The following is a 25,816-nucleotide window of genomic DNA, read 5'->3' on the forward strand; positions in this document are numbered from 1 at the left end:
TTTCGATTTCCTACCATGCGATCTCGAAATTCTGTCGAAAATGAAACTAAGATGAGACAGAATTCGGTACCAAATCCCCTCATTCGGAATCTTTCCAAACAGATCTTTGCCTTCCTTCCGATCCTATTCATGGTCACTCTCATTCAATGCGGAGTCCCCAAAGGTGAATTTGGTTGGACCACAACAAAAATGGAAGAAATGGACATTTTGGAAAAACACATCCAAACCATCACCGACTATAAAATGATGCGAGATGATCTTATCTTTTCTCCCACCGATACCATTCACTATGTATACCAGTTCTCAAGAAATCCTGGGTTAGAAACTGACTTTTATATTTCACTCAATCGTTACGAATTGGACTTCGTAGAAATTGATATCAAAAAGAAACGGGTAGAACCGGATTCTCTTGCAATAAGAGATGAATTTTCCTTATTAAGGACAGGAGAGTATTTAATTAAAATCGTTCATGAAGGGGATACTGTGGATGAGGTAAAATTTAGAGTATTACCTGACGAAGGATATACGCAAGAAAACCTAGAACAAGAATTGGCTGGTGATCAAACAGACGAAATCATTAAATACTCTCGCTAATTGGTGGTTGAATATTTCCTGTTTCTAAAATTCTTTTCACTCGTTCTAATTCTTTAAGTGCAACCTTGATATCAGTTTCTCCACCTTCTTTAATGATTCGTTCATAAAATTCTTTTGCTTTGGAAAAATCTCTAGATTCTTCAGCTAAAACACCTAAACGAAACAGTATCTTAATCAATGGAATTTTATTTCTTTTCGTTTCCAAAACTCGAATGACTGCTTCTTGGTCTTCAATTTTCAAATCCATCAATCGATATTGAGAAAGAATGTCATCAAGCGTAGTCACCATAAGGTCTTTTTTTAGATTCTGTTTTTTCTCGATAAGATCTTTTAGTTCTTTTTCAGCAGAAATCATTTTTTCGTCTAACTTCTTCCACTGAGCAAACGAGATATTTAGTTTATTTCTTTCTAGTTCGTTTCGTTTGTGTTTTTTATCTTTTTTACTTAGGAAATAATAAGCTATAGACTCAAGTTCAGTAAGTCCCGTATCAATATCTAATGCAGGATTCCAATCCTTACTATTTCGTTCTAACCAATATTCTAAAAAAGGTGCCGCCCGATCTGGATCTCCAATTTGTGAATTAAAAAAAACGCCAATTTCATAGGAAACTCTGGTTTTATCTATAGAATCAGGAGATAAGTTAAAATAGTTTTCATAGAATTGCCCAGCAATGATATTACGTTTTAAGTCTGCATTGATGGTTGCCAAACGGAGATTGGATTTTATGATTCTATCTTGTTCTTCTGGAGATGGGTTTTTTACTTTTAAAAGTTCCACTAAACCTTTTTCATAGAAATCGGTAGCTCTTTCTTTTTTACCATCTTGCCTATATTGTTCCGCAATATCAGTAAGTACCAAAGGATTTTCATTCCACAAACGATAGGCTCTTTCTAAAATGAGTTCATATGCAAAAAAATCTGTGTTCCTCTTATAATCGAATAACACATAAATTCCCTTACCTGCGGTACCCAGTTTGTTTACAATTTTTAGACGTTCTTTGTTATCATCTTCTAACTTTCTAACTACATTAGCAAATGCATAAAGTTCATTTGATTCAACTTGTTTTCGTTTGTTCAGATAAGTCAAATATCTAATATTAACTGACTCATCATACTTCTGTTTGGCTGCGTTTCTGTTATCTTCCGCTATCCTAACATCTTCTTTCCAAAGTTCCGATTGAGGAATCAAATCTGTTAAACTTTTACCTTCTCGAATCCAATTACTTTCCTTGAGATGAATATCATCTTTTGTTTTTTTAAGTTTTTGTTCTGACTGTTTCCACTCATTAAACAAACGATCATGTTCTTTTGCTGAACTTGCATCATACCCTAAAATATCTTCTTTTTGCCATTCTCCATTTCGAAACCCTTCTTCCGTCATTTCAAGTGGATGGTATCGAAACGCTGCAAGATAGTGACGTAAAGCCGGCGCATATTTTTCCGACTCAACATGTAGCCGAGCAAGTTTTATATGCAAATTATATAATAATGGTGAATCACGAACAATATAGGTTTCAGAATTTTTATGAGTGCTTTGCCACAACAAAAGACGAATATCATTCATCTCTGTTCGCGAATTATAAACATTTCCTTTTTCTCTATCTTCCCAGATTCGTTTTTCTTCAATAAACTGACTGTAATATCGTTTTAGTAAACCTTCCGCCTCACGGATCTTAGTGTCTAAACTTTTGGGACCAGTTTCGACGCTGACATCAACCGGGGTATCAGCTCCAGGCACTACAGGAACATCTTGTGCATTGGGATCTACGGGTTTTGGTTCTTCCCGAAGGGCAATTCCAGAATCTTCATCAATTGGGATTCTTTTTTCTGAATCCAGTGTTTGGATTTCTTCCGTTGATATCACTTGTAAGGGAGAGAGATAAAGCCCTGACAGGGGATTTCGTCTGTCCTCTTCTCCCGCCGACAAATTCCCTACACCAGAAAATAAATATACCAAAGAAATGAGAAAGAATCCCAGGAAGGAGAGAACGTAACTCGAGCAAAAAAGTAAGTCACTTACCTTTTTCACCGAATGGCAAAAGTGCCTCAGTTTCCCAAGAAAGTCACTTTCCATCTTCTTTTTGTTTTCCTTTCCCGACTTTCCCGGGGTCCATTTCTGTCGCATACAATCCGATTCAGTTCTCTGCTCTTTACTATCGGCGAAAAATCAAATTTCGACAACCAAAAGGTGTTGTATAATTGCAATGACTAGCGTTCACTGTAAGGCAATCCACCAGTAGATCTGGAATCCTTATGTCAAAAAACATCGTTGAAAGGTATCTCGTACTCAAAAACAAATATCGAAATTATGATACCAAATATGCCCTAAAAAGGATGCAGGCGTTTCGACTCGCGACCCAAGAATTATCACGCAAAGGGTATGAGGTTGCCTTAGAACTCTTAGGTTCCATTAACTTTGGAATTGTCGATCCAACTTCCGATGTAGACTGTATTTTGCTTTTGGAATGTGACTTACATAAAGACCAAAGTTGTTGTCCATCTCACTGTACAAATTTGTCTTTTGTAAAAACGGAAATTTCAAAATTTGTTTCAAAAAGGTTAGCTCCAGAAACATTTAACATTGATTATCTAGACACAATCAATTTGAAATACGTGGAGGAAAAAATCAGAACTGAATCTGTTCTTGGTGATGAGTCTTTATATTGTTTACTATTTTATAGAAACATTGGACGGCCAGTGAATCGACCACTGTTTATTCCTTTTTGCGATCAGTTGGAGGAAAACCACGACTTTGTAAAAGAAATTATACCTTGGGCTGCAGAAGCATTGGAAGGTTATCTCAACACCAACCAACACAGAATGTCTTTCAACAAATACAACGAAAGAATTAGAGCCAGAGGACTCAATCTTCCCGAAGGATTACAACAAGAATTGCAAGCATACATGGAAGGAAAAACCTAAAGCAAACTCCTGTTATAGTAATGGTACGAGTCATTTTCAAACCATAGAAAAGAAAAACAAATCGCGGTTTACTTTACATATAGTTTTCATAACATCTATTTAAAACCGGTCGGAATATTATTGTTTACCATAAAACTTGAACCATTAATTTTTTGACATGCCGACGGGAATTTGGACAAATAAAGGTAGGTTATTTCCATACCTTCTCTTGAACATTCTCCTTTTTATTTTTGTCACCATTGCATTTTTATTTTACACTGCTAGCGAAAGAAACATAGATGCGGCAGAAGAAAATCGATACAAATCTTTACAAATTGCAAACGAACTTCGGCAATCCTCCGATCAACTCACAAATTTAGTGAGATTGTATGCGATTCAGAAAGATGAAAAATACAAAATTTACTTTCAGATGATTTTGGATATTCGTGATGGAAACCGTCCGCGACCAAAAGATTACGACAATGCTTATTGGGATTTTGTCATCGCTAACAAACTCCCTCCGCCTTCTGAAGAAGGAGAAGCCATTAGCATTTATGAATCTATGAAAAATGCAGAGTTTTTAGAATCCGATTATTTATTACTTTCTCAATCAAAACTCAAATCCGACCAGTTGACCAAAATTGAGTTTGAAGCTATGTCCATTGTTGCTTCAGATATGAGAAACGGATCCAAATCCAATCCGCGCGCTATCAACTTATTATTCGATGACAATTATCTCCGCGCTAAAGCGGAAATCATGAAACCAATCAATGATTTATATTATCAACTAAATGTTCGCACAACGAAAGCCATAGAGGATGCTAAAAAGAAAGTTTTTTTTCTTAGGACTATTCTCATTGCTGCAGGTGTATTTTTTGCACTCAGTTTATTTTTAACCCATAGGTCACTTACTGAAATCATAGGTGGAAGTGTCGATGAAGCTTTTCGTAGAATCTTTTTGTTGGGAGAAGGAAATTTTTCCGGCGATATTCAACCTGTTTCAGGAAAAAACTCAATACTCCATAGTTTAAATATTACGCAAAAAAGATTACAAGAACTATATGAAGAAGGAGAGACAACCAAACAAAGATTAATTGAAAGTGAATCAAAACTTAGAGATATTTTAAATAATGTATCCGCATGTATTTATCTTAAAGATACAAGTGGCCGATACCTTTTTGCTAATCAGGCAGTATGTAATCTTTTTGGATTTCCATTAGAAGATATTTTAAACAAAGCTGATGACAAATTCCTCGAGGAAGAAACCGCAAAAAAAATCATCGAGAACGATAGGACCGTTTTATTGGAAGGAAAAACACTCCACGCGGAAGAAGAAATCCATAATCGTTCCGATGGAAAAACATATTCCTTCCTCACTGTAAAAATGCCTTTGAAAAACCAAACAGGGGAAATATATGCTCTTTGCGGTATATCAACAGACATTGGATTAACAAAAGAAATTCAAAAACAATTAGAAAATGCAAAAGATTCTGCGGAAATTGCAAACCGCGCAAAATCTGAATTTCTTGCCTCCATGAGCCATGAGATTCGAACACCTCTAAACGGTGTGATCGGACTCACACAAATTCTGTTTAAAACAAAATTAGATGAAGAACAAGAATCTCTTGTAAAGTCCATAGCATCTGCTGGAAAATCCTTGTTAATCATACTAAACGATATTCTAGATTTTTCTAAAATTGAAGCCGGGAAGATGAATATCGAAAAAATCAATTTCGATATTCGCGAGACAGTTACTGAAATTTTTGATTTATTATCAATCGAATCAAAATCAAAATCCATTGAATTAAATCTTGAGATCGATCAGGAAGTGCCACAATTTATTTATTCAGACCCAAGCAGAATTCGCCAAATTATATTTAATTTACTTGGTAATGCTATCAAATTTACAGAGAAAGGTTTTGTTAATCTTCGACTCAAAAAACAAATGCAGTGGATTCGCCTTGAAGTGGAAGACTCGGGTATTGGCATCCCTGGTGATAAAATTAATTATATTTTTAATAAGTTTGCGCAAGCAGATGCATCTACTTCTCGTAAATATGGTGGAACAGGACTAGGTCTGGCAATTTCAGAACGATTGGTATCGTTACTTGGTGGGACCATTGGAGCAGAGAGTCAGTTCAACAAGGGAAGTTTATTTTGGTGTCTTTTGCCTTATGAAAACCCAGAACCTACGAATACAATTAAAACTAATGATTCTGCTTTGATTCAAACTTCCTCTAAGGAATCAATATTCAATAACCAAAAATTTTTGGTAGTAGAAGATAATATATTAAATCAAAAAGTAATCGGCGGTCTTTTAAGAAAATATGATATTAACTTTGATTTGGCAGAAAATGGAGAGATTGCCGTTACTCTTTTTAAACAGAATCAATATGATCTAATCTTAATGGATTGTGAAATGCCAGTTATGGACGGTTTTGAAGCCACATTAAAAATCAGAGAACTCGAAAAATCCAAATCTGAAAAAACAATAATTTTAGCTGTTACTGCCCATGTCCTAACCGAACACAAAGAAAAATGTTTTGAAGTAGGGATGGATGGATTTATAAGTAAACCTTTTTACATAGAAAACTTATTACAAACATATAAAGAAATATTAGATTCTAAAAAAAACTAAATTGATTCAATATCAGAAACAAATTAAAAATAACCTTACGGATTAAACGTTTGTTACATGAGGAATCCCGCCATCACCATAGGTTTTAGTAACTTCTGCAATGATTACTTGATACCCCTCATACCATTTAGAATACTGAGATTTTGCCAATCTATGGTCTGAAAAAGTTTTCAGCGATTCCAGGCCAATGTATGTTTTAAAGTAATATACTACTGCCATTGTTCCCTTTTCTAAATTGACCCAACTATCCTTGCCCAAATATTCAGGGTGACTTTCTACATACGATTCGATGGAGGAATCTAAAGTTTCAAATTCTATATCCGATTTTTTTTGTTTAAAGATAAATGTCGCGCTTATCATAATTAAAGTTTAAACAATGATAGTTCGCGATTTAATTCCAAAATCAAGGAATTTAATTCTGCTGAGGATTTTGCCGTTTTTTCAGACATCATTGATAACTTAGCTGTATCGTTTGCCAAATGATGAACCGAAGAACTCATTTCTTCGTTTACTTTTTTTTGTTCCTCCGTCGCAAAAGAGACGGAACTGGAACGATTTACAATATTTTCTGATTGTTTTCGAATTTCTTCCACTTCGGCAATTTGTTCTAAATTTGCTTCGTTGACTTTGTCTATACTTGCGATGATATCAATAACACTCTCTGATAAGTATTTAAAAGTTTCATTTGCAGATTTTACTGACTCTACAGATAAACTCGTAGAAACAGATACTCTTTTGATCAATTCAGAAATTGTTTTTGTAGAAAATGCAGTCCTTTCAGCCAATTTACCTACCTCTGATGCTACTACCGCAAATCCCCTCCCCATATCGCCCGCTCTTGCAGCCTCAATAGATGCATTTAACGCAAGTAAGTTGACTTGTTCGGAAATTTCTTTGATAATTGCCAAAATTTTCCCGATTTCAATCGCATTTTTATCTACCTCTTCAATACTTTCTATCGTCGTAACAATTGATTTTGCACTTTTTGTTACCTCATTTTCTACCGAGTCAGCCTTTTCTTTTGCATGTAATGAAATTTCTTTTAGACTCGAAGACAATGTAAAGAGGTTGATAATTGATTCATTTGTAGATGCAGTTAATTTTTTTTGTTCCAATGCGTCTGAATAAATTCCATTGATAGAGGATCCATTCTCTTCTAATGCTGCTGCAACTTCTTCTAAGGATGCAGCCTGGACCTGCGAATGTTCTGCAGAATCTCCAGACAATGTTTCCAAATTTTTTGCTTCTTCTTCTATTTTACCCGAATGGTTAGTAATGGATGTAATTAAACGATTTAACTTAGATTTTGCTTCGTTTAAATAATCCGAAATCAATCCTATTTCATTTCGTGTACGGTTGGTGTTGATTTCAGAACGTAAATCTCCTTCTGCAAAGGACTTTAATATAGAAGATACATCTCGAATCGTAGCGGAAGTATTTCCTGTTAGTTTCCAAAGAACAAAAAATAAAATTGCGATCATACAAAGAATAAAAATACTTAAGTTTAGACAAATGGTCTCTAAAAGATTCTGACCTACTTGAGTCCGAAACTGTGAGTAAACATAAAATGCAAATACAAAGTATCCGATTACAAATGTAGAAAAAATAGGAAAAAGTAAATTTGCAAACAAACTTAATGGTGGTAAATGCAACTGATTATAAGTGTCATATAGTTTTTTTTCAGCAGATATATAGAATAAAGAAGAAATCGCCATAGCGAGAATAATCCCAAGTATAATAAAAAAAATAACTTCACCATAAGTTTTTACCAAACCAAAATGATAGGAAAGGATCATTGTAAGAATGGGACCACCCACATTGGTCGACAAAATATTCAATGCACCTGATTTTGAAAATCCTCTTATGAAATTTAATTCTTTTTCTGAATAGAAAATTCCTTCGGGACGACGCATCTGTTTTCGAAATTCCAGATTTTTAAAAAAGAATAAGATTGCATGGAGTCCGATGATCGGCGGAGCCAAATAAATCAATATCCTTAAGATGGATTCAAAATTTTCCAATCCAAAAAGAAGAAACATCCCTGTAAAAAAAATAAAAGGATCTAGGTTGGTGATGAGTAGATACGAAACCATAAATCCAAAAGATTTTTGGTTTGGGTTTGTTCCTTGTTTGATCATTGGAAAGGAATTTTACACCCGTTCCATTGCCATTGTCAATTTATTTTGTTTCAGAAGATTCAAATGAAACAATAAAATGATCAATGATTTATGAAGAGATCGATTCTCGAATGATTTTAGAAATTAGAAAGACTCTAGTGGTTTTATGGAAATTGAGAAGCTTTTGTTTTTACATTCTCTAAATGGCGAATGTCCTTACCTGTATTAAGACGAACCAACTCTTCTGCGACGTTTACGGCATAATCACCTAACCGCTCTAATGCGAGAATGATCCTATACACATCAGCAAATTCCTGCTTTTCCATATCTGGAACAGAACGATATTTATGAAATGCTTGGTCACAAAGGGAGTTCAATTCATCTTCCAAAGTATTGACACTACCCATAAATCTTTCTTTTTCTTCGACTAAAGATTCAATGGCCATACCAGCCAGTGTTGTCACTCGAGATAAAATCAGAGTCATTGGTTCTTCGTTTTTAAACAGACCTTTTCGGATAGTTTTATGACGGAACACATCGGCACAGTTGACAACTTGGTCTCCCATTCTTTCCATGTTTCGTGTAATCCGAATGGCAGAGAGAGCAAAACGAAGTGGGTCTTTTTTCAGAACAATGTCATTGTCAACATCACCCATACCGAGAATGTTACGATTACTTACGGCTTCCAAAATAGCATTTTGGGAAAGGTTATCATTCTCTTTTTCTAAATCATCAATGAAATCATCTCGTTCCACAATGCGTTCTGCTTGTGCGTAGTCATCAGCTTCCAAAGCTTCGCTTAAGAGAATCACCTGTTCCAAAACAAGTTCTGCCATGGAATACAAGTTCTTTCTAAGGTAATAAAACTTTGAAATGATCATACTTTGTAATTAAAAATGAATATCTGACGAGTGTTAAACGGTTGCTAACTCAGTAACTTCTTCTACAGTAAGGATTTTTTCAATATCGATTAGGATGATGAACCGATTGTCTTTTTTACCCACACCTGTAATGTACCTAGATGAGATCCCTTTGACAGAAGGTGGAGGTGGGTCCACTTGGTTTGCAGGAAAATGGACAACGTGAGAGACTTTATCTACTATCACACCAATGGATTTTCCAGAGACATTGATAACGATTGCCCTGTCTGCCGTGTCCGTAACATTTTTAATATTCAGACGTTTTGCCAGGTCAATCATGCGAACGACTTTTCCACGAATGTCCATAATTCCCGCAAAGAAACTTTTGGATTGTGGCACGCGGATTAGGTTAGTGATTTTGACAATTTCTTCGACTATGGTGATGGGAATGGCATATTCTTCATCGCCCAAATTGAATATAATGTACTGCTCATGAATGAATTGGTTTGCCGATGATGTTTCTTTTGCCATATAACTTTTCTACGATTTTTTAGCCCACGTACTAGAAGTAGACGTAGCCGTTATAGAAAAAATATGAACCGAAACTAAGAAATGACAACACTTTTGTCATTAGGACAGAACGTTTTCTGACAAGAAAATCCAAGAGTCCCGCAGCCATTCCCAAAATTCCTAGAGTCAGTCCTAATACGACATAATCATAATATAGATAGTACACTAAACAACCAAATCCAACACCCATACAGATATCTTGTAAATCTCCCCAGACACGTCTTTTAAAACGTAACCAGAGAGATCCTCGGGCCTCTCTGGCCTCGCGACGCTCTCTTCGCCAACGCTGGAACCGAGTTTCCCGGACAATACCGAATATAGAATCGTAACGAGTCGAAGGAAAGAGTGCCGATTGTAAGGGAAGTCTGGAACTGCGGTTTTTTTCCTGGGCATCAGGGACAAAGGGGGGATAAATTTCGTACGCCCCGCCAATACATGCAAGCATGTCTTTATCGGGGAGGATACTGAAGTATTCGCGAAAGGGCCAGATCTTCCGAAAGACGGGATAAGCACGGCCAGAAGTAATATCCTTCTCACCTTGTACGGTACCATTTTTAACAGTAGCACCATACATACGGCCCTTCTCTTCTTTGATTTCTACAGCTAACCGAACGAGTCGTTCGTGAAAGTTGAACTCAGCCTCCAGGACATCCCCGAGAGGTGTTTCCATGGTAAATGCTCGGATGAAACCGGGTGTGCGGGGTTTCTGTTTCCTCCAGACTTGTTTCATAACAAATCTATCGGAGGAAAAAGAAAGTCACTGAAGAAAGATTATTTCTTCTTTTTGTGTCTGTTGGCTCTGCGTTTTTTCTTACGTTTGTGGGTTGCGATTTTTCTACGCTTTCTCTTTTTTCCGGAAGGCATTCCTTCCTCCTTATATCAAGCCTGTTCTGTCAAAATTCTAGTCGAGGTACTTTTGTAAAACTTTATTTTTCCGCATAGTGGATAACATAGCTTTGATATCCCCTACGCCATCACGAGAAGTCACAAGAAGGACATCTGGTTCTTCCACTACAATAAGATCCTTAACGCCAAGAAAAGCAATGAGTTCCTTCTGAACGGAAGAAATATTTCCCGAAGCTTTGTGGTAGAGAACTTCTTTTCCTTGGTGGTGGTTCTTTTCTTTATCACCAGGAAGGATTCGTTCCAAAGACATCCAAGATCCTACATCATCCCAATTGAACGTAGCTTCTACCATCCGAATGCGATTGGATTTTTCCATAATGGCTGTATCGATTGCCTCAGAAGGGAGCATTTGGAAGGCCGTTTTTAGATCTCCAAAACTCTTGAAGGGAAATCCATTTTTGAGTGGTCCTAAAATATGAGGAGCATGGCGTTCCAATTCCGAAAGTATGGTTTCCGTACGGAAAAGGAAAATCCCAGGATTCCAATAAAAATTCTTCTTTTTAATATATTTTAAAGCCGTTTTGAAATCAGGTTTTTCAAAAAATGCTTTTACCGTATAACCCACATCAGTTGGTTTTCCGGTGCTAATATAACCATACCCTACTTCAGGACGGTTTGGTTTCACACCAAGTAGAACCATTCCATTTTCAGTCTCGTATAGGGCCTGTTCGATGGTCTTTGTGAATTCTTTGATGGGATCAATAAAAGCATCTGCAGACAAAACAATAAGATTTGGATTTCCAAATTTTTTCTGAAAGTAAAGGGCCGAAAGGGCAATGATGGGTGCCGTATTTTTTCCTTCTGGTTCCAAGATGAAATTATTAGAAGGGAATTTAGGATCTTTTTTTAGAATCTCTGCTTTTAGGTTGGCATTGGTTCCAATATAAATTCGGTCAAGGGTTGTGATGGTGAGGGCACGGTCAATGGTCTCACGGAGCAGAGTTTTATTGGAATAAACTTTCTGGAGTTGTTTCGGGGAATTGGTGCGGGAGCGAGGCCAAAACCTCTCTCCCTTTCCACCAGCCATAATGAGGACAACCGGGGATTCTTTAGGTAATTTTGCCATAGGGTTTGGAACCAGAATTTAGCAAAGCAAACAGAGGAAAACCAGAAAAGAGTTAGGTCCCTCCCGCTTCTTTCGGGGCATCTTCACTGTGAAGTTTGATGGGTTTTGCTGGAATGATCGTAGAAATGGCGTGTTTGTAAACCAAGTTCTGTTTGCTCTCGTTTTCTAAGATGATTGTGAAGTTGTCAAAACTAACAACCTTTCCTTTCAGCGGAACTCCGTTTAACAAGTAGATAGTGAGATCAATTTTCTCCTTTCTTGCTGTATTTAGAAGTTGGTCTTGGATATTATTTTTTGCCGACATTGGAAATCCCGAGTGTTTTCTCTATATTTTATCTATATTTGTATACAATTGGACAGCGGCTTCGAAGGAAATGGGTGAAAGTAACGGATCTTTTTTGAACCAAGTGATCTGTCGTTTCGCATAATTCCTGTGGCTTTGGGCCAGCTGCTCAATGAATGTATTACTGTCTATGATTCCATTTAGAAACGCAAGCGCAAAATTGTAACCTAAGGTTCGTAGGCCTGGACAATCAGGTCCATAACGAGAAACTACTTGTTTTGTCTCCGCTAACATTCCCGTGGCGATCTCTTCCACTCGCCGATTGATTCTATTGTAGAGAATATCGCGTGGCCAATCCATCCAATGTCCAAACAATTGGACATCTGGACATTCACTTAAGTATCCTCCAACCGTTTCTTTCGAAACATCCGACCACAAAACTCCCGTGAGAACAACTTCCAAAGCCCGTTTGATTCGGTATCCATCTTGTGGTGATAAAGATTCCAGAGCTTTGGGATCTTTTGCCAATAACTCTTCCCTAGCTTTTTCTAAAGGAAGTTCCAAAACATAGTCTTTGGTTTCTTTGGGTACATTTGGTACGGGATACATGCCGAGAAGAAAGGCTCGAAGGTAAAAACCTGTGCCTCCAATGAGAAAGGGAATTTTTCCTCGGGAAGTAATGTCTTTTATGGCTTCTCTTGCCCAAAGGGAAAATTGACTCGCATTGATAGATTCGTCAGCATTTAAAAAACCAACGAGCCAGTGGCGGATGTAAGAGGACTCTTCGTGAGTGGGTGCCGTTGTGCCTACCGGAAGGTCCCGGTAGACTTGGCGTGAGTCAAAAGAAACAATTTCGAAACGTTTGGGGTCGAGGACTTTAGTGAGGGCGGTTTTTCCGGAACCGGTGGGTCCACCAAGGACGGGAAGGATCACTCCTCTTCCTCGGCGGCGACCTCCTCTTCTTCGGCCTCTTCTAATTCTTCCGTTTCTTCCATGAGTTCGTCATCTTCTAAAACGGGCTCTTCCTCTTCTTCCACTTCGTATTCAGAACTTCGAATGGCGGCCATTCGCGATTTGATTGCGGGTTTCGCCAATTGGTCAGCCCCGCATTTAGGGCATTTTTTTTCCGGTTTGTGCAAATCGTAAAATTTGGTACCACAAGAGTAACAGTTGAACTTTTTGCCCAAAGGATTGTTGGGATCGATCTTTACAGCTGGTGCCTTAGCCACTGGTGCCGGTTTGTCCTTAGTGGCAGCTTGCGCTGTTTTCGGAGCCGGTAAGGCTTTCGCCTTCGTAGCGGGAGTTTTAGCGCCGGCTACGGGCTTTTTTTTATCTTCCTTCGGGGAAGCGGACTTTGCGTCCTTAGTTGGTTTTTCTTTGGCTACCGCTTTTTTCTTGGGCGGGGCCTGCTTCTTGACTGCTTTTTTTGCGACCATAAACGTACTTTTGACAGTTTTGGAAATCCCCTCAGAGGGACAACCTTTTTGAAATTGGACGGTTTTCTCCTGGATGAAATTTAATGAAAAGTTTTTTTTTTCCTATGACCCAATTAAGTGTCAATGTCAACAAGATCGCCACTCTACGTAATTCTCGTGGCGGATCCATTCCTAGTGTCATTCAAATTTCTGAGATCATTCTTGGTGCTGGTGCATATGGCATTACCATCCATCCCCGAGAGGATGAAAGGCATATCACCAAACAAGATGTATTCGAAATACGGGAGTTTTTGAAATCTTACAACGAAAATTTATCGAAAAAAGGAATTCCTAAAAAAGAATTCAATATCGAAGGCGAACCAAGTGAACGATTTTTAGACCTAGTCCTGGCAGCAAGACCAGACCAAGCCACTCTCGTTCCCGTGAAACCGGGTGAAATCACTTCCGATCACGGATTTGATTTAAAAGACAAAACAGTGTTCCAAACATTAAAATCCCTGGTAAAACGTTTCCACGCAGTAGGAATTCGAGTTTCTTTGTTTATGGAAACGAATTTCGAACAGTATGCACTGGTGAAAGAATTAGAGGCAGATAGGATCGAGTTGTATACTGGACCCTTTGCTTATGCTTACGAACGGTCATTCGAAGAAGGTTTAGCAAGTTACAAAGATTATGAAACTGCTGCCCAAGAAGCCCACAAACTAGGGTTAGCTGTCAATGCTGGACATGATTTAGATACCAACAATTTACAACTGTTTGCAAAACTTCCCCATTTAGCAGAAGTTTCCATTGGTCACAGACTTGTCAGCCAAAGCCTAATTGTAGGAATGGAGACAACAATCAAGGATTACCTTAGAGTTCTTTCGCAAGGAAACGAAGCTTAGAATACTGAGGATCTTGTTCCAAAAGTAATTTAGCTGCTCTTTCTAAGGCCAAAGCGAGTTGTCCTTCTAGTTTTCCTTTTCGTTTGGCTGATTGGATCTCCGCTAAAAAACTTCGGATGGCTTCTCGCCCTTGTGGTTCGTTTCCAGAAAGGGAGGCAAGTTTGAGTTTTCGCCAAGCCTCGGTAATCGCTATACTAGGCTTAACCAATCCCGTTGCGGAAGTTACACCACTTTCTGTTCCGATAGGTGCATTTGCTGTGACAACTCCAGCACTAGCACCCACAGCCTGCCCTGATTCCCCACGGTGGTAACTCGCCGTATCCCAAATCCGAGAAAAAGGATCCGTTTTCATTTGGTCTGCATAAAGACGGTCCTTATAGGAAAGTGAGGAAAGCCGGATTTCTTTTTGGACCAAAGTTTTGTCTCCATCGTTCATTCGTTGGAAACAATCGGAAAGTACACCCCGGCGAAGTGTTTCTTTGGTTAGGATGCCTCGTTCAGCGAGAATTCGAAAGGATTCAAGTTCTGGAGTTTTGTTTTCCTTACAAAGTTTTTGTGCCTCAGTAAAAATTGCCAAAACCTCTCCCTCTCTAGAATGGGCTTTGAGATCTGCTAAATTTCCAGATTTTTCGGCCGAAATGCGTAACATATTTTTATATAAACTATCGTTTGGATTTTTTTCTAGAGCTTTTCTAAAAGCAGTATAACTCTCAGCATAATTTCCGCGGTGGTATTCCAAAAGTCCCCAAGTGTAACATAAATATCCGTCGTCAGTATCACGCGTTCGGCAAACGTATCTTAGTCGAGACATAGCATCTTCTCTCGACTCGGAGGACTCCCACGCATCGAGGAGCACCTCTTCCAGAAAAATTAAGGTTTCCAAACTGTACGGATCCCGGGTTGGGTTTTTCTGAGGTTCTGAAGTACAAAACCCAAGGGAAAGAGCAAAAATCAGGACAACGAATGGACGCATCTAACCGTCTATGATATACGTGTGTCCTGGATTTGTCCCGATTTTTTTTGAGTTGCATGGACTGGAAAATCGGAAATTCTTAGGATAATCTATCCACTTTACGAGCGATCCCTTGAAACGAATTGTTTACTTACTTTCCTTTTTCACCCTACTTAGCTTTGCCCTTCCTGTAGGCTTTATCTCCTGCGAACCGGAAGCCAAAAAAGCTCCAAACCGTGTAACCAATTTTACCTACCAAGACTTCGAAACTGTGGTCAAATCTGTGGATAAGTATTATATTGATAAGAATATCAATAAAAACCGAGCATTCACTGATGCCGCATCCTTTGCTGTATTGAGTATGCCTCACCCACTTTATATTTACCCAGAAAGTTATTTCAATGAAAGGGAAAAATACGATGACAAAGATGATCTTTGGCCTGGAAAAACTTTTAAAATTTCCCCTTCCGACAAATTCGTGTTATTTGACCCTGATTATACTCTTGTAGAAAAAATTCAAAAAGAGAAATTAAAGAAAAACGAAAACAGAAAACTTTCAGATGCAGAAGTTAAAAAACTCATCGAAAAAGAAAAACTGAAAAAATCTGTCATTGCGGCAAAATGGGAAGAAATTAATTTTTCACGTAAAGAATTTGATCGTGTGATCTCATACATACAAGACAATTTGGAAACTTACAAAACTCCGGTGCTCAAAGGACTTGTAGAACTTGACGGCGAACTTCCAGAAGAAGAGGAAGAAAAAAAAGAGTTTAGCATGGAACAAGTGTTTCTTGCTGCTGCCAATGGGTATTTGAATTCTCTTGATCCTCATTCAAACGTTTTCTTAAAAGAAATGTGGGAAGAGTCCATGGCTAAAATTAGCGATGGATCTTTTGAAGGAATTGGTGCCATTCTTTCTGGTGGTGGGAGTCGTGAAGTTGTAGTAGAAAATCCATTAGAAGGAAGTCCTGCAGTAAAAGCAGGAATCCGAAGTGGAGATACCATTGTTGCTGTCGATGGTAAGGTGATTAAAAACCTATCACTTGACAAAGTGGTAAAAAAAATCAAAGGACCAAAAGCAACCAAAGTAGTTCTTACCATCACACGAAAGGGAAATACCGGAAAAACAGACATTGAAGTGATTCGTGATAAAATTACGATTAAAAACGTAACCCATCATATCGTTAAAGAAAATCCTCAAGTTGGATATATCAAACTCACTGGATTTGTAAAACCTGGTCCTGGCGAAGCACCAATTGAAACTCAAATTAACAATGCAGTAGTGGAGATGGAACAAGAAGCAAAGGATAGTGGTAAACCACTCAAAGCTTTGATTCTTGACCTACGCGGAAACTCCGGCGGGTATTTAGATCTAGCCATTGATATAGCCGATATGTTCATCGAAAAAGGCATGATTGTGTTCACAAGGACTCCTTTCCGTAGTGATGAAGAAAAATACGCAAAGAACAAAGACATCACAAAACTTCCGCTAGTTGTCATGATCAATTCTAAATCTGCTTCTGCTTCGGAAATTGTCGCTAGTGCCATCCAACACCATGGTCGTGGAATTTTACTTGGGGAAAGGACTTTTGGAAAAGCAACTGTACAAAGTTTAAATAACTTAGAAAACAATCCTGATTACCTACTCAAAATTACCAATGCACGTTATTACTCTCCATCCGGAAAAACCATCCAAGTTGTGGGTGTATCTCCAGATATTGAAGTTTCAGAAGAACCAGATGGAGGATTTCCATTCCGATATCGTGAAGAAGATATGTGGAACCACCTTCCTCTCATTCCCCATGAAGGTGTTGTAAAATCCAAATTCAATGTAAATGCGATCAAAGAGTATGCTAAGAAAAATGGAAAGGCGGATGCCTTCTTAAAATCACATGCCAACGATGCTATCAAACCAGACTATATGCTGATCAGAAGTTTGGATTACATTGAAGGAATGTTAAACACAAAATAATCTTTAGTCCCCAAAAGGCAAAGAAATGGCTTTAAGATAGAATTGGAAACCATGTGACACGAATTAAATCGGATTTTTTGATCATTGGAAGCGGAGTGAGTGGCCTCTTTACCGCACTAAAGTTGGCTCCGCTAGGATCCGTAGTTGTTGTTACGAAAAAGGCAGACTACGAATCCAATACCAATTATGCCCAAGGCGGAATTGCTTCCGTCTTCGATGACAAGGATAAATTTGAAGAACATATCAAAGATACCTTGGAGTCTGGGGCAGGCCTTTGTGACTTGGAAGCAGTCCGAGTCCTTGTGGAAGAAGGACCCACCAGGGTTCGAGAACTTTTAGATCTTGGTGTTCCTTTTACTAGAAACCAAACAGGAGAACTTGATCTTGCCCGAGAAGGTGGGCATAGCAAAAACCGAATCATCCATTCTCTGGATAGAACGGGGAGTGCCGTAGAACAGTCGCTACTCGACCATGTCCATGCCAACCAAAATATCCGCATTTTGGAAAACCATGCCTGTGTGGATCTGATCACCAAACACCATTTAAAAGACAAAGATAACCTTCCTCTTCGTTGTTATGGGGCTTATATTGTAGATACAGAAACCGGAGAGGTTTTTCCCGTCCTTGCCAAAAAAACCATATTAGCAACGGGTGGTGCAGGCCAAGTTTACTTACATACAACTAATCCAAATATTGCGACCGGTGATGGAGTGGCCAGTGCTTACCGAGCCGGTGCCATTGTCAAAAATATGGAGTTTTATCAATTCCATCCTACTTCCCTTTTCCATGAACAAGGAAATAGTTTTTTAATTTCTGAAGCGGTTCGTGGTCATGGTGGCATCTTACGCGAGATAGGTGGTAGACCTTTTATGAAGGACTATCATGAAATGGGAGAATTGGCACCGAGAGACATTGTTGCTCGTGCCATTGACGATACGATGAAAAAGAAAGGAGAACCACACGTTCTTCTAGATATTACTCATAGACCAGCAAACGATATCATCAATCATTTTCCTTCTATCTACGAACGTTGCAAAAAACTAGGAATTGATATCACAACAGATCCTATCCCCGTTGTACCTGCCGCTCACTATATGTGTGGCGGAGTGGCAACAGATTTACTCGGAAGGACAAACATAGCTGACTTGTATGCCTGTGGGGAAACTACTTGCACCGGGGTTCATGGCGGAAACCGATTGGCATCAAACAGTCTTTTGGAGTGCCTTGTATTCTCTCACCGGATTGCTGGTGACATTCGGTCCCAAGGAACTTTAAGTTATTCATCCGAAACCGACTTGATTCCTGATTGGAACAAAGAAGGAACCACAAACACAGAAGAGTGGGTATTAATTTCTCACGATTTAGTCGAGATCAAAACCATTATGAGTAATTATGTGGGGATTGTTCGTTCCGATATGCGTTTGGAAAGAGCACTCCGCCGATTGAAACTGATCTCGGAAGAGGTGAAGGACTATTACAATAGAACCACGGTGTCTCTTGGATTACTAGAACTTCGTAACCTGGTGAAAGTGGCGGAACTCATAGTTCGGTCGGCACTACTCCGAAAAGAAAGTCGTGGGCTTCATTTTAGTACAGACTATCCGGAAGATAGAACTCCTTCACGCCAAGATACCATCCTATCTCACAAACTCTAAAAAACCAATAGAGGCAAAGCGCCAGGGACCCTAGCGGAAATCCTTTCTCTGAAGAGAAAGATTGGAGCGGAGGGCCCGGTCCTTTTGGTTAAAATATAAGTTCCATAACCAATTGGGAGGCGCCCACCTAACTTAAATTTATTGAAATGGGAAATTCTTTGCCTTGTTACCACAACCAAACTACCGTTAACCTCTAAGACCAAGAATGGTATACACAATTCCTAAAATGATAGGCAAGAGGGAATAACTAAAGACATGTATGAAGTATCCGCGTTTTTCGCCCCATTTTTGTTTCATAGGTTCTAGTTTCCAAAAAAAACTTGGTTTGTAGATGCGTAGGATGTAGGTGGTGGTTCCGTAGAGGATAAAAAATACGCCGAGGCCAACAGTGATTAGGTTCATAAGTCTCCGATTCTGTAAGCTTCGCGTAAGAATGCGAACTTTCCAAGAAAAAAAATGAGCCTGGCAAGATTTGGATTTCGGATTTCAGGAGGGCGTGGTAAAGGGAGCGTATTGGGTGGCGGGTCTAGTTCCCCACCCTAGTCAGGGCGGGGATACAAGATTCGCAAAAAAAAACCACCTGCCCCCAAGTAAAAAATAACCGCAATTCCATTAAAAAAAACTTCCTAAACAATAAAATTCAAGAACCAAACTGAAAAGATTCCACCTATAAACTTACCAATGTAAGGTTAGGTGTCCCATGATCAAATTTTGTTACTCTCCCAAAGACAATCGTTTCTATTTACGATTTCACTTTTCAAAACCAATTTATTCCATTGCGAAATCGTTACCCAAGGGTTATTACCATTCTGCTGAACAATGTTGGTCCTATCCAAATGATCCAAACGTCATAAAACAAGTATTAATTGCTTTTTCGGAACATGACATTCGAATCTTTCCCAGAGAAATTCCAAAACAGTGTGGATTACTGGAAGATTTTTTTAAAGCAACAAGAGAACGTAATTTTTCGTTTCGAACAACAAAAACTTATTATTCTCATATATTTCAACTATTGGTTTTCACTGGAAAACTTCCCGTGAATGTTAAAACCAATGATTTGGATAAATATTTGGACCACTTGGTAACTGATCGCGGAGTGAAGGCCGCAAGTGTTAGGTCAGCCAGACAGGCATTTATCTTTTATTTCCGTGAAGTTAGACAACAATTCACGCAACTAAAATTTCCAAAAATGATGGTCGGATCCAAATTGCCGGAAGTTTTATCTGCAGACGAAACAAAGTCAATATTCAATGCACTTCCTAATAGAAAACATAAAATGTTACTTCTTATCAGTTACTCTTCTGGTTTGCGTGTAAGCGAAGTCATTCATTTAAAAATAACGGACATTGACTTAAAACGAAATATGGTACGCGTGGGACAAGGCAAAGGGAAAAAAGATAGGTATACGATCCTTGCCACATCTCTTATTGAAGAGTTAAAAGAATACCTTAAAGTAAGAGAATACAATTTACTCTTAAGACAAAGTTATAACGAAGTCCGGGCCAATCCTTGGTTATTTCCAGGTTCCGGAAATAGGCCGTTAAATATCAGAACGGCGGAGGCAATTTTTTCTAATGCGGCGAAAAAAGCAAATATTGGGAAAAAGGTAAGTTTCCATAGTTTAAGGCATGCCTTCGCCACACATTTGTTAGAACTTGGAACTGACTTACGAATGATCCAAACATTACTCGGACACGCAAGTGTCCGAACCACTCAAATTTATACAAAAGTGGCGCGGAGTCGGTTAGAAAACATTGTAAGCCCTTTGGATCGCTTTGCAGCCACAAAAGAAAATACGAATTCTCATCCTGACAAAAAAAATCAAAAATAAAATTCCTTCCACCCTTCCATTTCAAATCTATATTCAAACAAATGCACCTATCACTAACATTGCTTGACGAATTCTAATCTCGAATTAACTTTCAATCCGCAGCTTCATAACCCTCGAGTTAGATGATAACCATGAAACAACAACAACTTCTATTTTCGATTTTAACCCTATTTTTCTTCTCTTCCCAAGTTTATGCCCAAGTAAAACCCGAATTAGAAAACGAATGGATTCAATCCAAAAGTCTTGGCCCCATAATTGATGAAAATTCCATTCAATGGAATTTTATTGCCAATGTGAAAGTAGACAATCTAGAAAGTATCCATGGTTACGAAGTCAATGGGTCGAAAAAATCAAAACAAATTTCAGGAACCTCAAAAATCACAAAAGGTATTCTATCATTATCCAGCCAACCTCTGACGGAAAAAGATTTTCTTTGGATTTATGAATTGGGAAACACGAGCCTCTTTTTTACCTTCGAAATCAGTAACAATAAAGGCGAAAAAAAGTTTTTGAACGTCCCCATCAACTTTTCAGAAAAAAGTAAAGAAACCCTCCGCCTGGTTATGGAAAAAAATCTTAATATCAAAAGGGAAACTGTCAAAGTTCTCTTTTATCGTAACCTTGATGGAAGGCGTTGGTTTGTAGGCAATTCCGGTGAAAACGAAGAACAAGTATTAATCGAAATGATACCTGACGGAACCAAAATAGAAACCTGGACAGAAATCTATCGATTAAATCTTTTAAAAACAATTGGATCATCCAATCGAGCTGCTTTTATGAATGCAATCAAAGACGGTCTTTCTGAAAACTGCCCGTCTTTAGTATTTAATACCATTTCAGAATCATCAAAAGAAATTTTCTATGAATGGTCGCATGACGGCTGTAATGGTTGGCCTGCTTCGACAGAAATCTCTCGATTGGTAACTGGCCCCTCCCACTCCACTATGTTTTCTTTTGCCTATAAAAATGGAAAACTTCCAAAAGATTTGCGAGAAGTTTATCTCACGATTTTGGAAAATGAAAAATAAAAGAAACTAAGCAACACCCAATGAATGATAAATTTGAATTGTTTTATTCTTCTCTAACCGAAACGGAACTTTCCATTGTTTTGCGATTAAAGGAGATTCTAAAACCATTTGAAACTTTAGAAGAAAGAATCTCGTATTCCGTTCTCTATTACTTTCAAAATAGCCGTGTCTGTTTTATATGGCCTGCATCCATCAAACCTGGACCTAAATCTGGTGTGCAGTTGGGGTTTTGTAATGGATACCTTTTGAACGATCCCAAACAAAAACTCGAAAAAGAAAATCGTAAACAAGTATATTGTCTTACTTTCCATTCTCCCGAAGAGATTGATTCAAAACTTCTCCTTCCTTATATACAAAACGCAGTAGAAATCGATAAAACTTTGTATAAACCTAAAAAAGAAACCAAACACCTAACTCAAAAGTAATTGTAAAAAACAATTTCGTGCGTTCCCGATTGGATTGATTTTTAATGGAAAATTCAGAAAAAGGGTCGGGTCACTGCGGGGTGCGCTGACGCTCCCGTCACCAACCATCTAACGATGGTAGGTGACCAAGCCCTGCGTCCCCCTAACGCGAGTAGTGGGAACTTAAGTTTTACAATTCTATACTAACTTTTCCCTTTTTGTACCCAGAAAAAAATAAGCACGAGAAGTCCAATTCCGGTAATTCCAATCAATTGCCACCATCCACTTTTACCTGTATCGTGCAACCTACGTGCACCCACACTCAAACTCGGTAACAGTACAGCTAAGGAGAAAATGCCTCCGATAATTGGTAAGATCATATTCAGTGCTGCACTAATGATAATGCAGAAAACAATCCACCACCAGAATTCTGGTCTTTTCGCATTGCCGCTAAAATCAGCATACTTTTGTAAACATACTTTGATCGCATCTTGGAATGACATATAGTTTCTACCTTCCAGTGAATTACTAAATTTGTTTCGTCACAAACGAGGCATATTAGAAATTAATTATTTATAAAGTAAAGTAAAAAAAGGAAAAAACATCATCTATTTCCAAACCATGTCCCCTGATCCGAAAATTAAATACAATAGAACAGCTACCAGGCGTTAAAGATTGCAAAGATAACACTCTCCATACGCAGTTTCAGTGAACTGTCCCTATCCAAAAATTGCAGTCGACGAACAATTTGCTTATTTTCTAATATGCATAAGGATTGGATGTTAGATGTTTTTTTGGAAGGGAATACAATCAATTTGGATTCGCAAAAATAGCGAAAATCAGGCACTCAATGGATTAAGAGCCCTGGCAATTATCAGTGTCCTTTTGTTTCACACTGTTCCTAGTTTAGGAATGATAGGCTGGGAAAATTCATTTATTACCAGATTCTTTCATACATTAGATTCTGGTGTTGCTCTATTTTTTGTCTTAAGTGGTTATTTAATTTCAGAAGGACTTAAAAAAGAATGGAACCTCCACAAAAAGATAAACTTAAAACATTTTTTTATCAAACGGAGCATGAGAATATTTCCTGCTTATTATTTTTATCTAATCATAACATTTTTAATTGTAACAGCCATGATCCAAAAAGGAGGGACTGACTTCTCACTTAGCCAAACCCAACAGAATTCTAATTCTCCATTATTAGCTTCTTATCAAAACTTTAAATATGATTTAGTTTACTTATCAGATTATATCGCAAGTTACAATATTCATACTTGGTCTCTTTCCATCGAAGAGAAATTTTATATATTTTTTCCGTTTATTGCTGGCTTTCTAGTATTCACTTTAAGTGGAAATAATCGAACGATTCTGCTTTTATCTCTCTATTTTTTACCTCTGGTTTTCAGAATCATTTTCTTTGTGTTCAATGGACCGAGCACAGAAGCCTTACACCAATTTCATTTGAGATTCGATGATTTACTCGCAGGAATTATCGTGATGGAATTAACATACAATGAAGAATCCAGAAAAAGATTAGAAAATATTAAGTTCTATCTGTTAGGTTTAGCTTTTTTACTTTATACTATTAATTACAACCTGTTGGTATCAGGAAATCTTTTCTACAAAACTATTTTTTCCTATAACTTATACAATTTATCCTTTGGTCTTTTTTTGTTAGCAGCTATTCTTGGGAAAGGATATTTTCAAAACTTTTTGAGTATTACAATCTTTCGCCCAATTGCAAGACTAAGTTACACAATTTATCTTTGGAATTTACTATTGGCACCCATCGCCTTTCAAACGTTAGCAAAACCATTCAAACAAAATGGATTTGTGACACCCTTACAATTTGGGGTGGCAACTTTCCAATTTTTTATCATAACTTTTGTATTCAGTCTAGTATTATACTTATTGATCGAATACCCATTTCTAAGATGGAAAGCCAAACTTGAAAGCAAACAATTGTTTATGAAAGGCTAAAACCTGCAATTTAGTTAATAATACCGTCTTTCTTTGCTTCAGCCAATACAGATCTAGTCACATTGCCGATTCCTTTATAAAAATTAGTAAAAGGAAACATAAACGGTGTGAGTGGAATCAATGTTATATGAAACCAAGTATCATAAGTAACTTCTCTTTGGTATTCTTTTACGAGTTGTCCCTTATTTGTTGTAAACTTATATTTCAGGTCCAAATTATCAACTGCATGTGATGGAAGTAAAAAAAATGTAAATCCAGTCATAAAAGCCAAAAATAAATTGGCCTCACCTCGATTTACAATTTCAATATCTAGTTTTATATCGGCTATATCTAAACCACTTTTTACTTCTTTGAACATTGAAGATTCTTTTAATATAACTTCAATTTTTCCACGCAGATCTTTTTCAACTCGAACATTAGAGTCTGCCGGAGATTCATTTAAAGACATTTTGTATTTTAAGTTTAATACAACAGAAGACGTTTTATTTTGTTTTTCTTCGAATACAACTTCTTTGTATTCTGGTTTATAATCAGTAAAAGTAGCACATCCAACAAAAAACAGTAGTATATAAATTATAAATGATTTCATTATCTAGGTCTCCTTTTTTTATAATGTTCCATTATCTCAGATATAAGTTTAGTTCGAATTTCTTCACTTTTCGGTAACATGTATTCTGAAGAGTAAAAATTGACACTTTTTTCAGTTATTTCATTTTTTTGAATTTCGTAAACAACTTGGTTTTTCATGTCCCTTACCACCAATCGGCAATCATAATTCATTGTATCAATTCCAATGGTTCCTCCAAACCAAATATAAAACGTTAATGTAAGCATAGAAAATGGAAAGTACCATTCGTAAATTCTCCTTTTATGTGAATAAGAAGTGAATTCAAATTGTAATCTTTCAAATTCTACTTTGCTTGGAATTTCTTCATTAAAAAGATATATGTTTTCAAAATACTTGCCTTGTTTCAAATAGGATTGAAGACTTAGAGTTAACCCGTCTTCAGTATCTTTTCGGTAATCTTCATCAACATTCAAAACCTTAACCTTATCAAGTACAGCCACACCTAAATCTTTAGTTTGAATTTTGGGTTCGCCTAAAGATATAGAAGGCGGCAAAGTAATACATTGTAAACTAACGAAACATAACAATACAAAAATAATCTTATTATTCAAGAGATAACCTAACCGAATTGGTTAGAAAATAAAATATAACGGCCGTTTGTCAATAGAAACATAGTTTAACAATTGCTATTTTTAAATAAAGTTCCCTTTGTCTTAATTAACTAATGAATATACGCTGAGATTCATTTATATCCTACCCAAACCCCATTCCAAAATCATCCGATTCCCAATCCTTAAGTTCTTAATAAACTTTTCACTTGTTCCAATTTCCCAAATGAATTCGAGTTCTATCTTTAAAATGGCATTGGCACCGCACAGCACCCACGGACAGGTGCGAGCGGGAGAGCTTTGGCCATGGAGGGCCAGGCGAACGCGAAACACCCAAAGCCATTGGGGAGAAATCTATATCGATAAGTGGGAAATTGTTTAAAGGGTATTGGCTTTAAGCTGTGAGAAAAAAAGTAACACAAAGGTGAATGGAATTGATGACCACGAGATTCGCCTTACACGGTTCTCCCGTCCAGGTCGAACTCGTTCCAGGCCGTCTTTTGCGAGCCCTCGCACTTCCTGTGCTCGGTCGACTTTGCTTTACGCTCCGTAACGTGGGG

Annotated in this window: 25 protein-coding genes; 10 read left to right on the top strand and 15 right to left on the bottom strand. The window is 37.7% G+C overall.

Annotated elements, in window-relative coordinates; translation table 11 throughout:
- Positions 1-51 precede the first annotated feature (51 nt).
- A complete protein-coding gene (locus LEP1GSC203_RS01225; RefSeq protein ID WP_002971647.1) occupies positions 52-594 on the top strand; it encodes an LIC_12238 family plasminogen-binding lipoprotein in 543 nt (180 codons plus the stop codon).
- Here LEP1GSC203_RS01225 and LEP1GSC203_RS01230 read toward each other — a convergent pair.
- Entirely contained in the window at positions 578-2,719 is a 2,142-nt protein-coding gene (locus LEP1GSC203_RS01230; RefSeq protein WP_002971870.1) for a hypothetical protein, read from the bottom strand. The genes LEP1GSC203_RS01225 and LEP1GSC203_RS01230 overlap by 17 nt on opposite strands.
- A gap of 128 nt (positions 2,720-2,847) precedes the next feature.
- On the opposite strand from LEP1GSC203_RS01230, the gene LEP1GSC203_RS01235 reads away from it, so the two are divergent.
- Both LEP1GSC203_RS01235 and LEP1GSC203_RS01240 read left to right on the top strand, forming a co-directional pair.
- Complete coding sequence (locus tag LEP1GSC203_RS01235; RefSeq protein WP_002971903.1) at positions 2,848-3,516, top strand: hypothetical protein; 669 nt, start codon at positions 2,848-2,850, stop codon at positions 3,514-3,516.
- A 208-nt stretch (positions 3,517-3,724) separates the two neighbouring features.
- A complete protein-coding gene (locus LEP1GSC203_RS01240; RefSeq protein WP_232225707.1) occupies positions 3,725-6,133 on the top strand; it encodes a PAS domain-containing hybrid sensor histidine kinase/response regulator in 2,409 nt (802 codons plus the stop codon).
- A gap of 42 nt (positions 6,134-6,175) precedes the next feature.
- Here the strand turns inward: LEP1GSC203_RS01240 and LEP1GSC203_RS19905 are convergent, their stop codons facing one another.
- From LEP1GSC203_RS19905 to LEP1GSC203_RS01285, 9 genes are all read right to left on the bottom strand, one after another.
- The gene (locus tag LEP1GSC203_RS19905) at positions 6,176-6,352 is read right to left on the bottom strand and encodes a hypothetical protein (protein WP_232225708.1); all 177 of its coding nucleotides are present in this window, start codon (positions 6,350-6,352) and stop codon (positions 6,176-6,178) included.
- A gap of 143 nt (positions 6,353-6,495) precedes the next feature.
- The gene (locus LEP1GSC203_RS01250; RefSeq protein WP_002971757.1) at positions 6,496-8,271 is read right to left on the bottom strand and encodes a methyl-accepting chemotaxis protein; all 1,776 of its coding nucleotides are present in this window, start codon (positions 8,269-8,271) and stop codon (positions 6,496-6,498) included.
- Positions 8,272-8,414: 143 nt separating this feature from the next.
- Positions 8,415-9,131: a phosphate signaling complex PhoU family protein gene (locus LEP1GSC203_RS01255; RefSeq protein WP_002971675.1), complete on the bottom strand. Its 717-nt coding sequence runs from the start codon at positions 9,129-9,131 to the stop codon at positions 8,415-8,417.
- 33 nt (positions 9,132-9,164) lie between these two features.
- Positions 9,165-9,641, bottom strand: a complete 477-nt coding sequence (locus tag LEP1GSC203_RS01260) for a chemotaxis protein CheW (protein WP_002971830.1) — start codon at positions 9,639-9,641, stop codon at positions 9,165-9,167.
- A 31-nt stretch (positions 9,642-9,672) separates the two neighbouring features.
- Positions 9,673-10,350 (bottom strand): hypothetical protein, encoded by a 678-nt coding sequence (locus tag LEP1GSC203_RS01265; RefSeq protein ID WP_232225709.1) that lies wholly within the window; start codon positions 10,348-10,350, stop codon positions 9,673-9,675.
- A gap of 231 nt (positions 10,351-10,581) precedes the next feature.
- The gene (locus tag LEP1GSC203_RS01270; protein WP_002971841.1) at positions 10,582-11,652 is read right to left on the bottom strand and encodes a mannose-1-phosphate guanylyltransferase; all 1,071 of its coding nucleotides are present in this window, start codon (positions 11,650-11,652) and stop codon (positions 10,582-10,584) included.
- A 52-nt stretch (positions 11,653-11,704) separates the two neighbouring features.
- Complete coding sequence (hfq, locus tag LEP1GSC203_RS01275; RefSeq protein ID WP_002971793.1) at positions 11,705-11,956, bottom strand: RNA chaperone Hfq; 252 nt, start codon at positions 11,954-11,956, stop codon at positions 11,705-11,707.
- A 21-nt stretch (positions 11,957-11,977) separates the two neighbouring features.
- A complete protein-coding gene (miaA, locus tag LEP1GSC203_RS01280) occupies positions 11,978-12,868 on the bottom strand; it encodes a tRNA (adenosine(37)-N6)-dimethylallyltransferase MiaA (RefSeq protein ID WP_002971656.1) in 891 nt (296 codons plus the stop codon).
- A complete protein-coding gene (locus LEP1GSC203_RS01285) occupies positions 12,865-13,371 on the bottom strand; it encodes an FYDLN acid domain-containing protein (protein WP_002971766.1) in 507 nt (168 codons plus the stop codon). Before LEP1GSC203_RS01285 ends, miaA begins: the two co-directional genes overlap by 4 nt.
- Positions 13,372-13,475: 104 nt before the next feature.
- Here LEP1GSC203_RS01285 and LEP1GSC203_RS01290 point away from each other — a divergent pair, with 104 nt between their 5' ends.
- Positions 13,476-14,255, top strand: a complete 780-nt coding sequence (locus tag LEP1GSC203_RS01290; RefSeq protein WP_039936884.1) for a pyridoxine 5'-phosphate synthase — start codon at positions 13,476-13,478, stop codon at positions 14,253-14,255.
- On the opposite strand, the gene LEP1GSC203_RS01295 is transcribed toward LEP1GSC203_RS01290, so the two are convergent.
- Positions 14,224-15,066 carry a tetratricopeptide repeat protein gene (locus LEP1GSC203_RS01295; protein WP_232225711.1) on the bottom strand — a complete coding sequence of 281 codons (843 nt, stop codon included), beginning with the start codon at positions 15,064-15,066 and terminating at the stop codon, positions 14,224-14,226. The genes LEP1GSC203_RS01290 and LEP1GSC203_RS01295 overlap by 32 nt on opposite strands.
- 274 nt (positions 15,067-15,340) lie before the next feature.
- On the opposite strand from LEP1GSC203_RS01295, the gene LEP1GSC203_RS01300 reads away from it, so the two are divergent.
- Positions 15,341-17,179 (top strand): S41 family peptidase, encoded by a 1,839-nt coding sequence (locus tag LEP1GSC203_RS01300; RefSeq protein WP_002971811.1) that lies wholly within the window; start codon positions 15,341-15,343, stop codon positions 17,177-17,179.
- Between the two features lie 53 nt (positions 17,180-17,232).
- Entirely contained in the window at positions 17,233-18,834 is a 1,602-nt protein-coding gene (gene nadB / locus LEP1GSC203_RS01305) for an L-aspartate oxidase (protein WP_002971826.1), read from the top strand.
- Positions 18,835-19,020: 186 nt separating this feature from the next.
- Here nadB and LEP1GSC203_RS01315 read toward each other — a convergent pair whose 3' ends face one another.
- Complete coding sequence (locus LEP1GSC203_RS01315; RefSeq protein ID WP_002971577.1) at positions 19,021-19,236, bottom strand: hypothetical protein; 216 nt, start codon at positions 19,234-19,236, stop codon at positions 19,021-19,023.
- A gap of 298 nt (positions 19,237-19,534) precedes the next feature.
- On the opposite strand from LEP1GSC203_RS01315, the gene LEP1GSC203_RS01320 reads away from it, so the two are divergent.
- The 3 genes from LEP1GSC203_RS01320 to LEP1GSC203_RS01330 all read left to right on the top strand — a co-directional run bounded on the left by LEP1GSC203_RS01320 (position 19,535) and on the right by LEP1GSC203_RS01330 (position 22,118).
- A complete protein-coding gene (locus LEP1GSC203_RS01320; protein WP_002971630.1) occupies positions 19,535-20,665 on the top strand; it encodes a tyrosine-type recombinase/integrase in 1,131 nt (376 codons plus the stop codon).
- A gap of 131 nt (positions 20,666-20,796) precedes the next feature.
- On the top strand, positions 20,797-21,693 hold the full coding sequence (locus LEP1GSC203_RS01325; RefSeq protein WP_002971761.1) for a hypothetical protein: 897 nt from the start codon (positions 20,797-20,799) through the stop codon (positions 21,691-21,693).
- Positions 21,694-21,713: 20 nt separating this feature from the next.
- Positions 21,714-22,118 carry a DUF1801 domain-containing protein gene (locus LEP1GSC203_RS01330; protein WP_002971590.1) on the top strand — a complete coding sequence of 135 codons (405 nt, stop codon included), beginning with the start codon at positions 21,714-21,716 and terminating at the stop codon, positions 22,116-22,118.
- Between the two features lie 182 nt (positions 22,119-22,300).
- Here LEP1GSC203_RS01330 and LEP1GSC203_RS01335 read toward each other — a convergent pair whose 3' ends face one another.
- Complete coding sequence (locus LEP1GSC203_RS01335; protein ID WP_002971759.1) at positions 22,301-22,600, bottom strand: DUF805 domain-containing protein; 300 nt, start codon at positions 22,598-22,600, stop codon at positions 22,301-22,303.
- Positions 22,601-22,883: 283 nt separating this feature from the next.
- On the opposite strand from LEP1GSC203_RS01335, the gene LEP1GSC203_RS01340 reads away from it, so the two are divergent.
- A complete protein-coding gene (locus LEP1GSC203_RS01340; RefSeq protein WP_002971640.1) occupies positions 22,884-24,080 on the top strand; it encodes an acyltransferase family protein in 1,197 nt (398 codons plus the stop codon).
- 10 nt (positions 24,081-24,090) lie between these two features.
- Here LEP1GSC203_RS01340 and LEP1GSC203_RS01345 read toward each other — a convergent pair whose 3' ends face one another.
- The gene (locus tag LEP1GSC203_RS01345) at positions 24,091-24,669 is read right to left on the bottom strand and encodes a hypothetical protein (protein ID WP_002971828.1); all 579 of its coding nucleotides are present in this window, start codon (positions 24,667-24,669) and stop codon (positions 24,091-24,093) included.
- Positions 24,669-25,259 carry a transposase gene (locus LEP1GSC203_RS01350; RefSeq protein WP_232225712.1) on the bottom strand — a complete coding sequence of 197 codons (591 nt, stop codon included), beginning with the start codon at positions 25,257-25,259 and terminating at the stop codon, positions 24,669-24,671. Before LEP1GSC203_RS01350 ends, LEP1GSC203_RS01345 begins: the two co-directional genes overlap by 1 nt.
- Positions 25,260-25,816 lie beyond the last annotated feature (557 nt).

The sequence above is a fragment of the Leptospira terpstrae serovar Hualin str. LT 11-33 = ATCC 700639 genome, from assembly GCF_000332495.1.
Classification (GTDB): domain Bacteria; phylum Spirochaetota; class Leptospiria; order Leptospirales; family Leptospiraceae; genus Leptospira_A; species Leptospira_A terpstrae.

Coding starts and splice junctions, on each gene's coding strand:
- LEP1GSC203_RS01225 (WP_002971647.1), top strand. CDS start 52: ATGAGACAGAATTCGGTACCAAATCCCCTCATTCGGAATCTTTCCAAA.
- LEP1GSC203_RS01230 (WP_002971870.1), bottom strand. CDS start 2,719: ATGCGACAGAAATGGACCCCGGGAAAGTCGGGAAAGGAAAACAAAAAG.
- LEP1GSC203_RS01235 (WP_002971903.1), top strand. CDS start 2,848: ATGTCAAAAAACATCGTTGAAAGGTATCTCGTACTCAAAAACAAATAT.
- LEP1GSC203_RS19905 (WP_232225708.1), bottom strand. CDS start 6,352: ATGGCAGTAGTATATTACTTTAAAACATACATTGGCCTGGAATCGCTG.
- LEP1GSC203_RS01250 (WP_002971757.1), bottom strand. CDS start 8,271: ATGATCAAACAAGGAACAAACCCAAACCAAAAATCTTTTGGATTTATG.
- LEP1GSC203_RS01255 (WP_002971675.1), bottom strand. CDS start 9,131: ATGATCATTTCAAAGTTTTATTACCTTAGAAAGAACTTGTATTCCATG.
- LEP1GSC203_RS01260 (WP_002971830.1), bottom strand. CDS start 9,641: ATGGCAAAAGAAACATCATCGGCAAACCAATTCATTCATGAGCAGTAC.
- LEP1GSC203_RS01265 (WP_232225709.1), bottom strand. CDS start 10,350: ATGGAAACACCTCTCGGGGATGTCCTGGAGGCTGAGTTCAACTTTCAC.
- LEP1GSC203_RS01270 (WP_002971841.1), bottom strand. CDS start 11,652: ATGGCAAAATTACCTAAAGAATCCCCGGTTGTCCTCATTATGGCTGGT.
- hfq (WP_002971793.1), bottom strand. CDS start 11,956: ATGTCGGCAAAAAATAATATCCAAGACCAACTTCTAAATACAGCAAGA.
- LEP1GSC203_RS01285 (WP_002971766.1), bottom strand. CDS start 13,371: ATGGTCGCAAAAAAAGCAGTCAAGAAGCAGGCCCCGCCCAAGAAAAAA.
- LEP1GSC203_RS01290 (WP_039936884.1), top strand. CDS start 13,476: ATGACCCAATTAAGTGTCAATGTCAACAAGATCGCCACTCTACGTAAT.
- LEP1GSC203_RS01295 (WP_232225711.1), bottom strand. CDS start 15,066: ATGTCTCGACTAAGATACGTTTGCCGAACGCGTGATACTGACGACGGA.
- LEP1GSC203_RS01315 (WP_002971577.1), bottom strand. CDS start 19,236: ATGAACCTAATCACTGTTGGCCTCGGCGTATTTTTTATCCTCTACGGA.
- LEP1GSC203_RS01320 (WP_002971630.1), top strand. CDS start 19,535: ATGATCAAATTTTGTTACTCTCCCAAAGACAATCGTTTCTATTTACGA.
- LEP1GSC203_RS01325 (WP_002971761.1), top strand. CDS start 20,797: ATGAAACAACAACAACTTCTATTTTCGATTTTAACCCTATTTTTCTTC.
- LEP1GSC203_RS01330 (WP_002971590.1), top strand. CDS start 21,714: ATGAATGATAAATTTGAATTGTTTTATTCTTCTCTAACCGAAACGGAA.
- LEP1GSC203_RS01335 (WP_002971759.1), bottom strand. CDS start 22,600: ATGTCATTCCAAGATGCGATCAAAGTATGTTTACAAAAGTATGCTGAT.
- LEP1GSC203_RS01340 (WP_002971640.1), top strand. CDS start 22,884: ATGTTTTTTTGGAAGGGAATACAATCAATTTGGATTCGCAAAAATAGC.
- LEP1GSC203_RS01345 (WP_002971828.1), bottom strand. CDS start 24,669: ATGAAATCATTTATAATTTATATACTACTGTTTTTTGTTGGATGTGCT.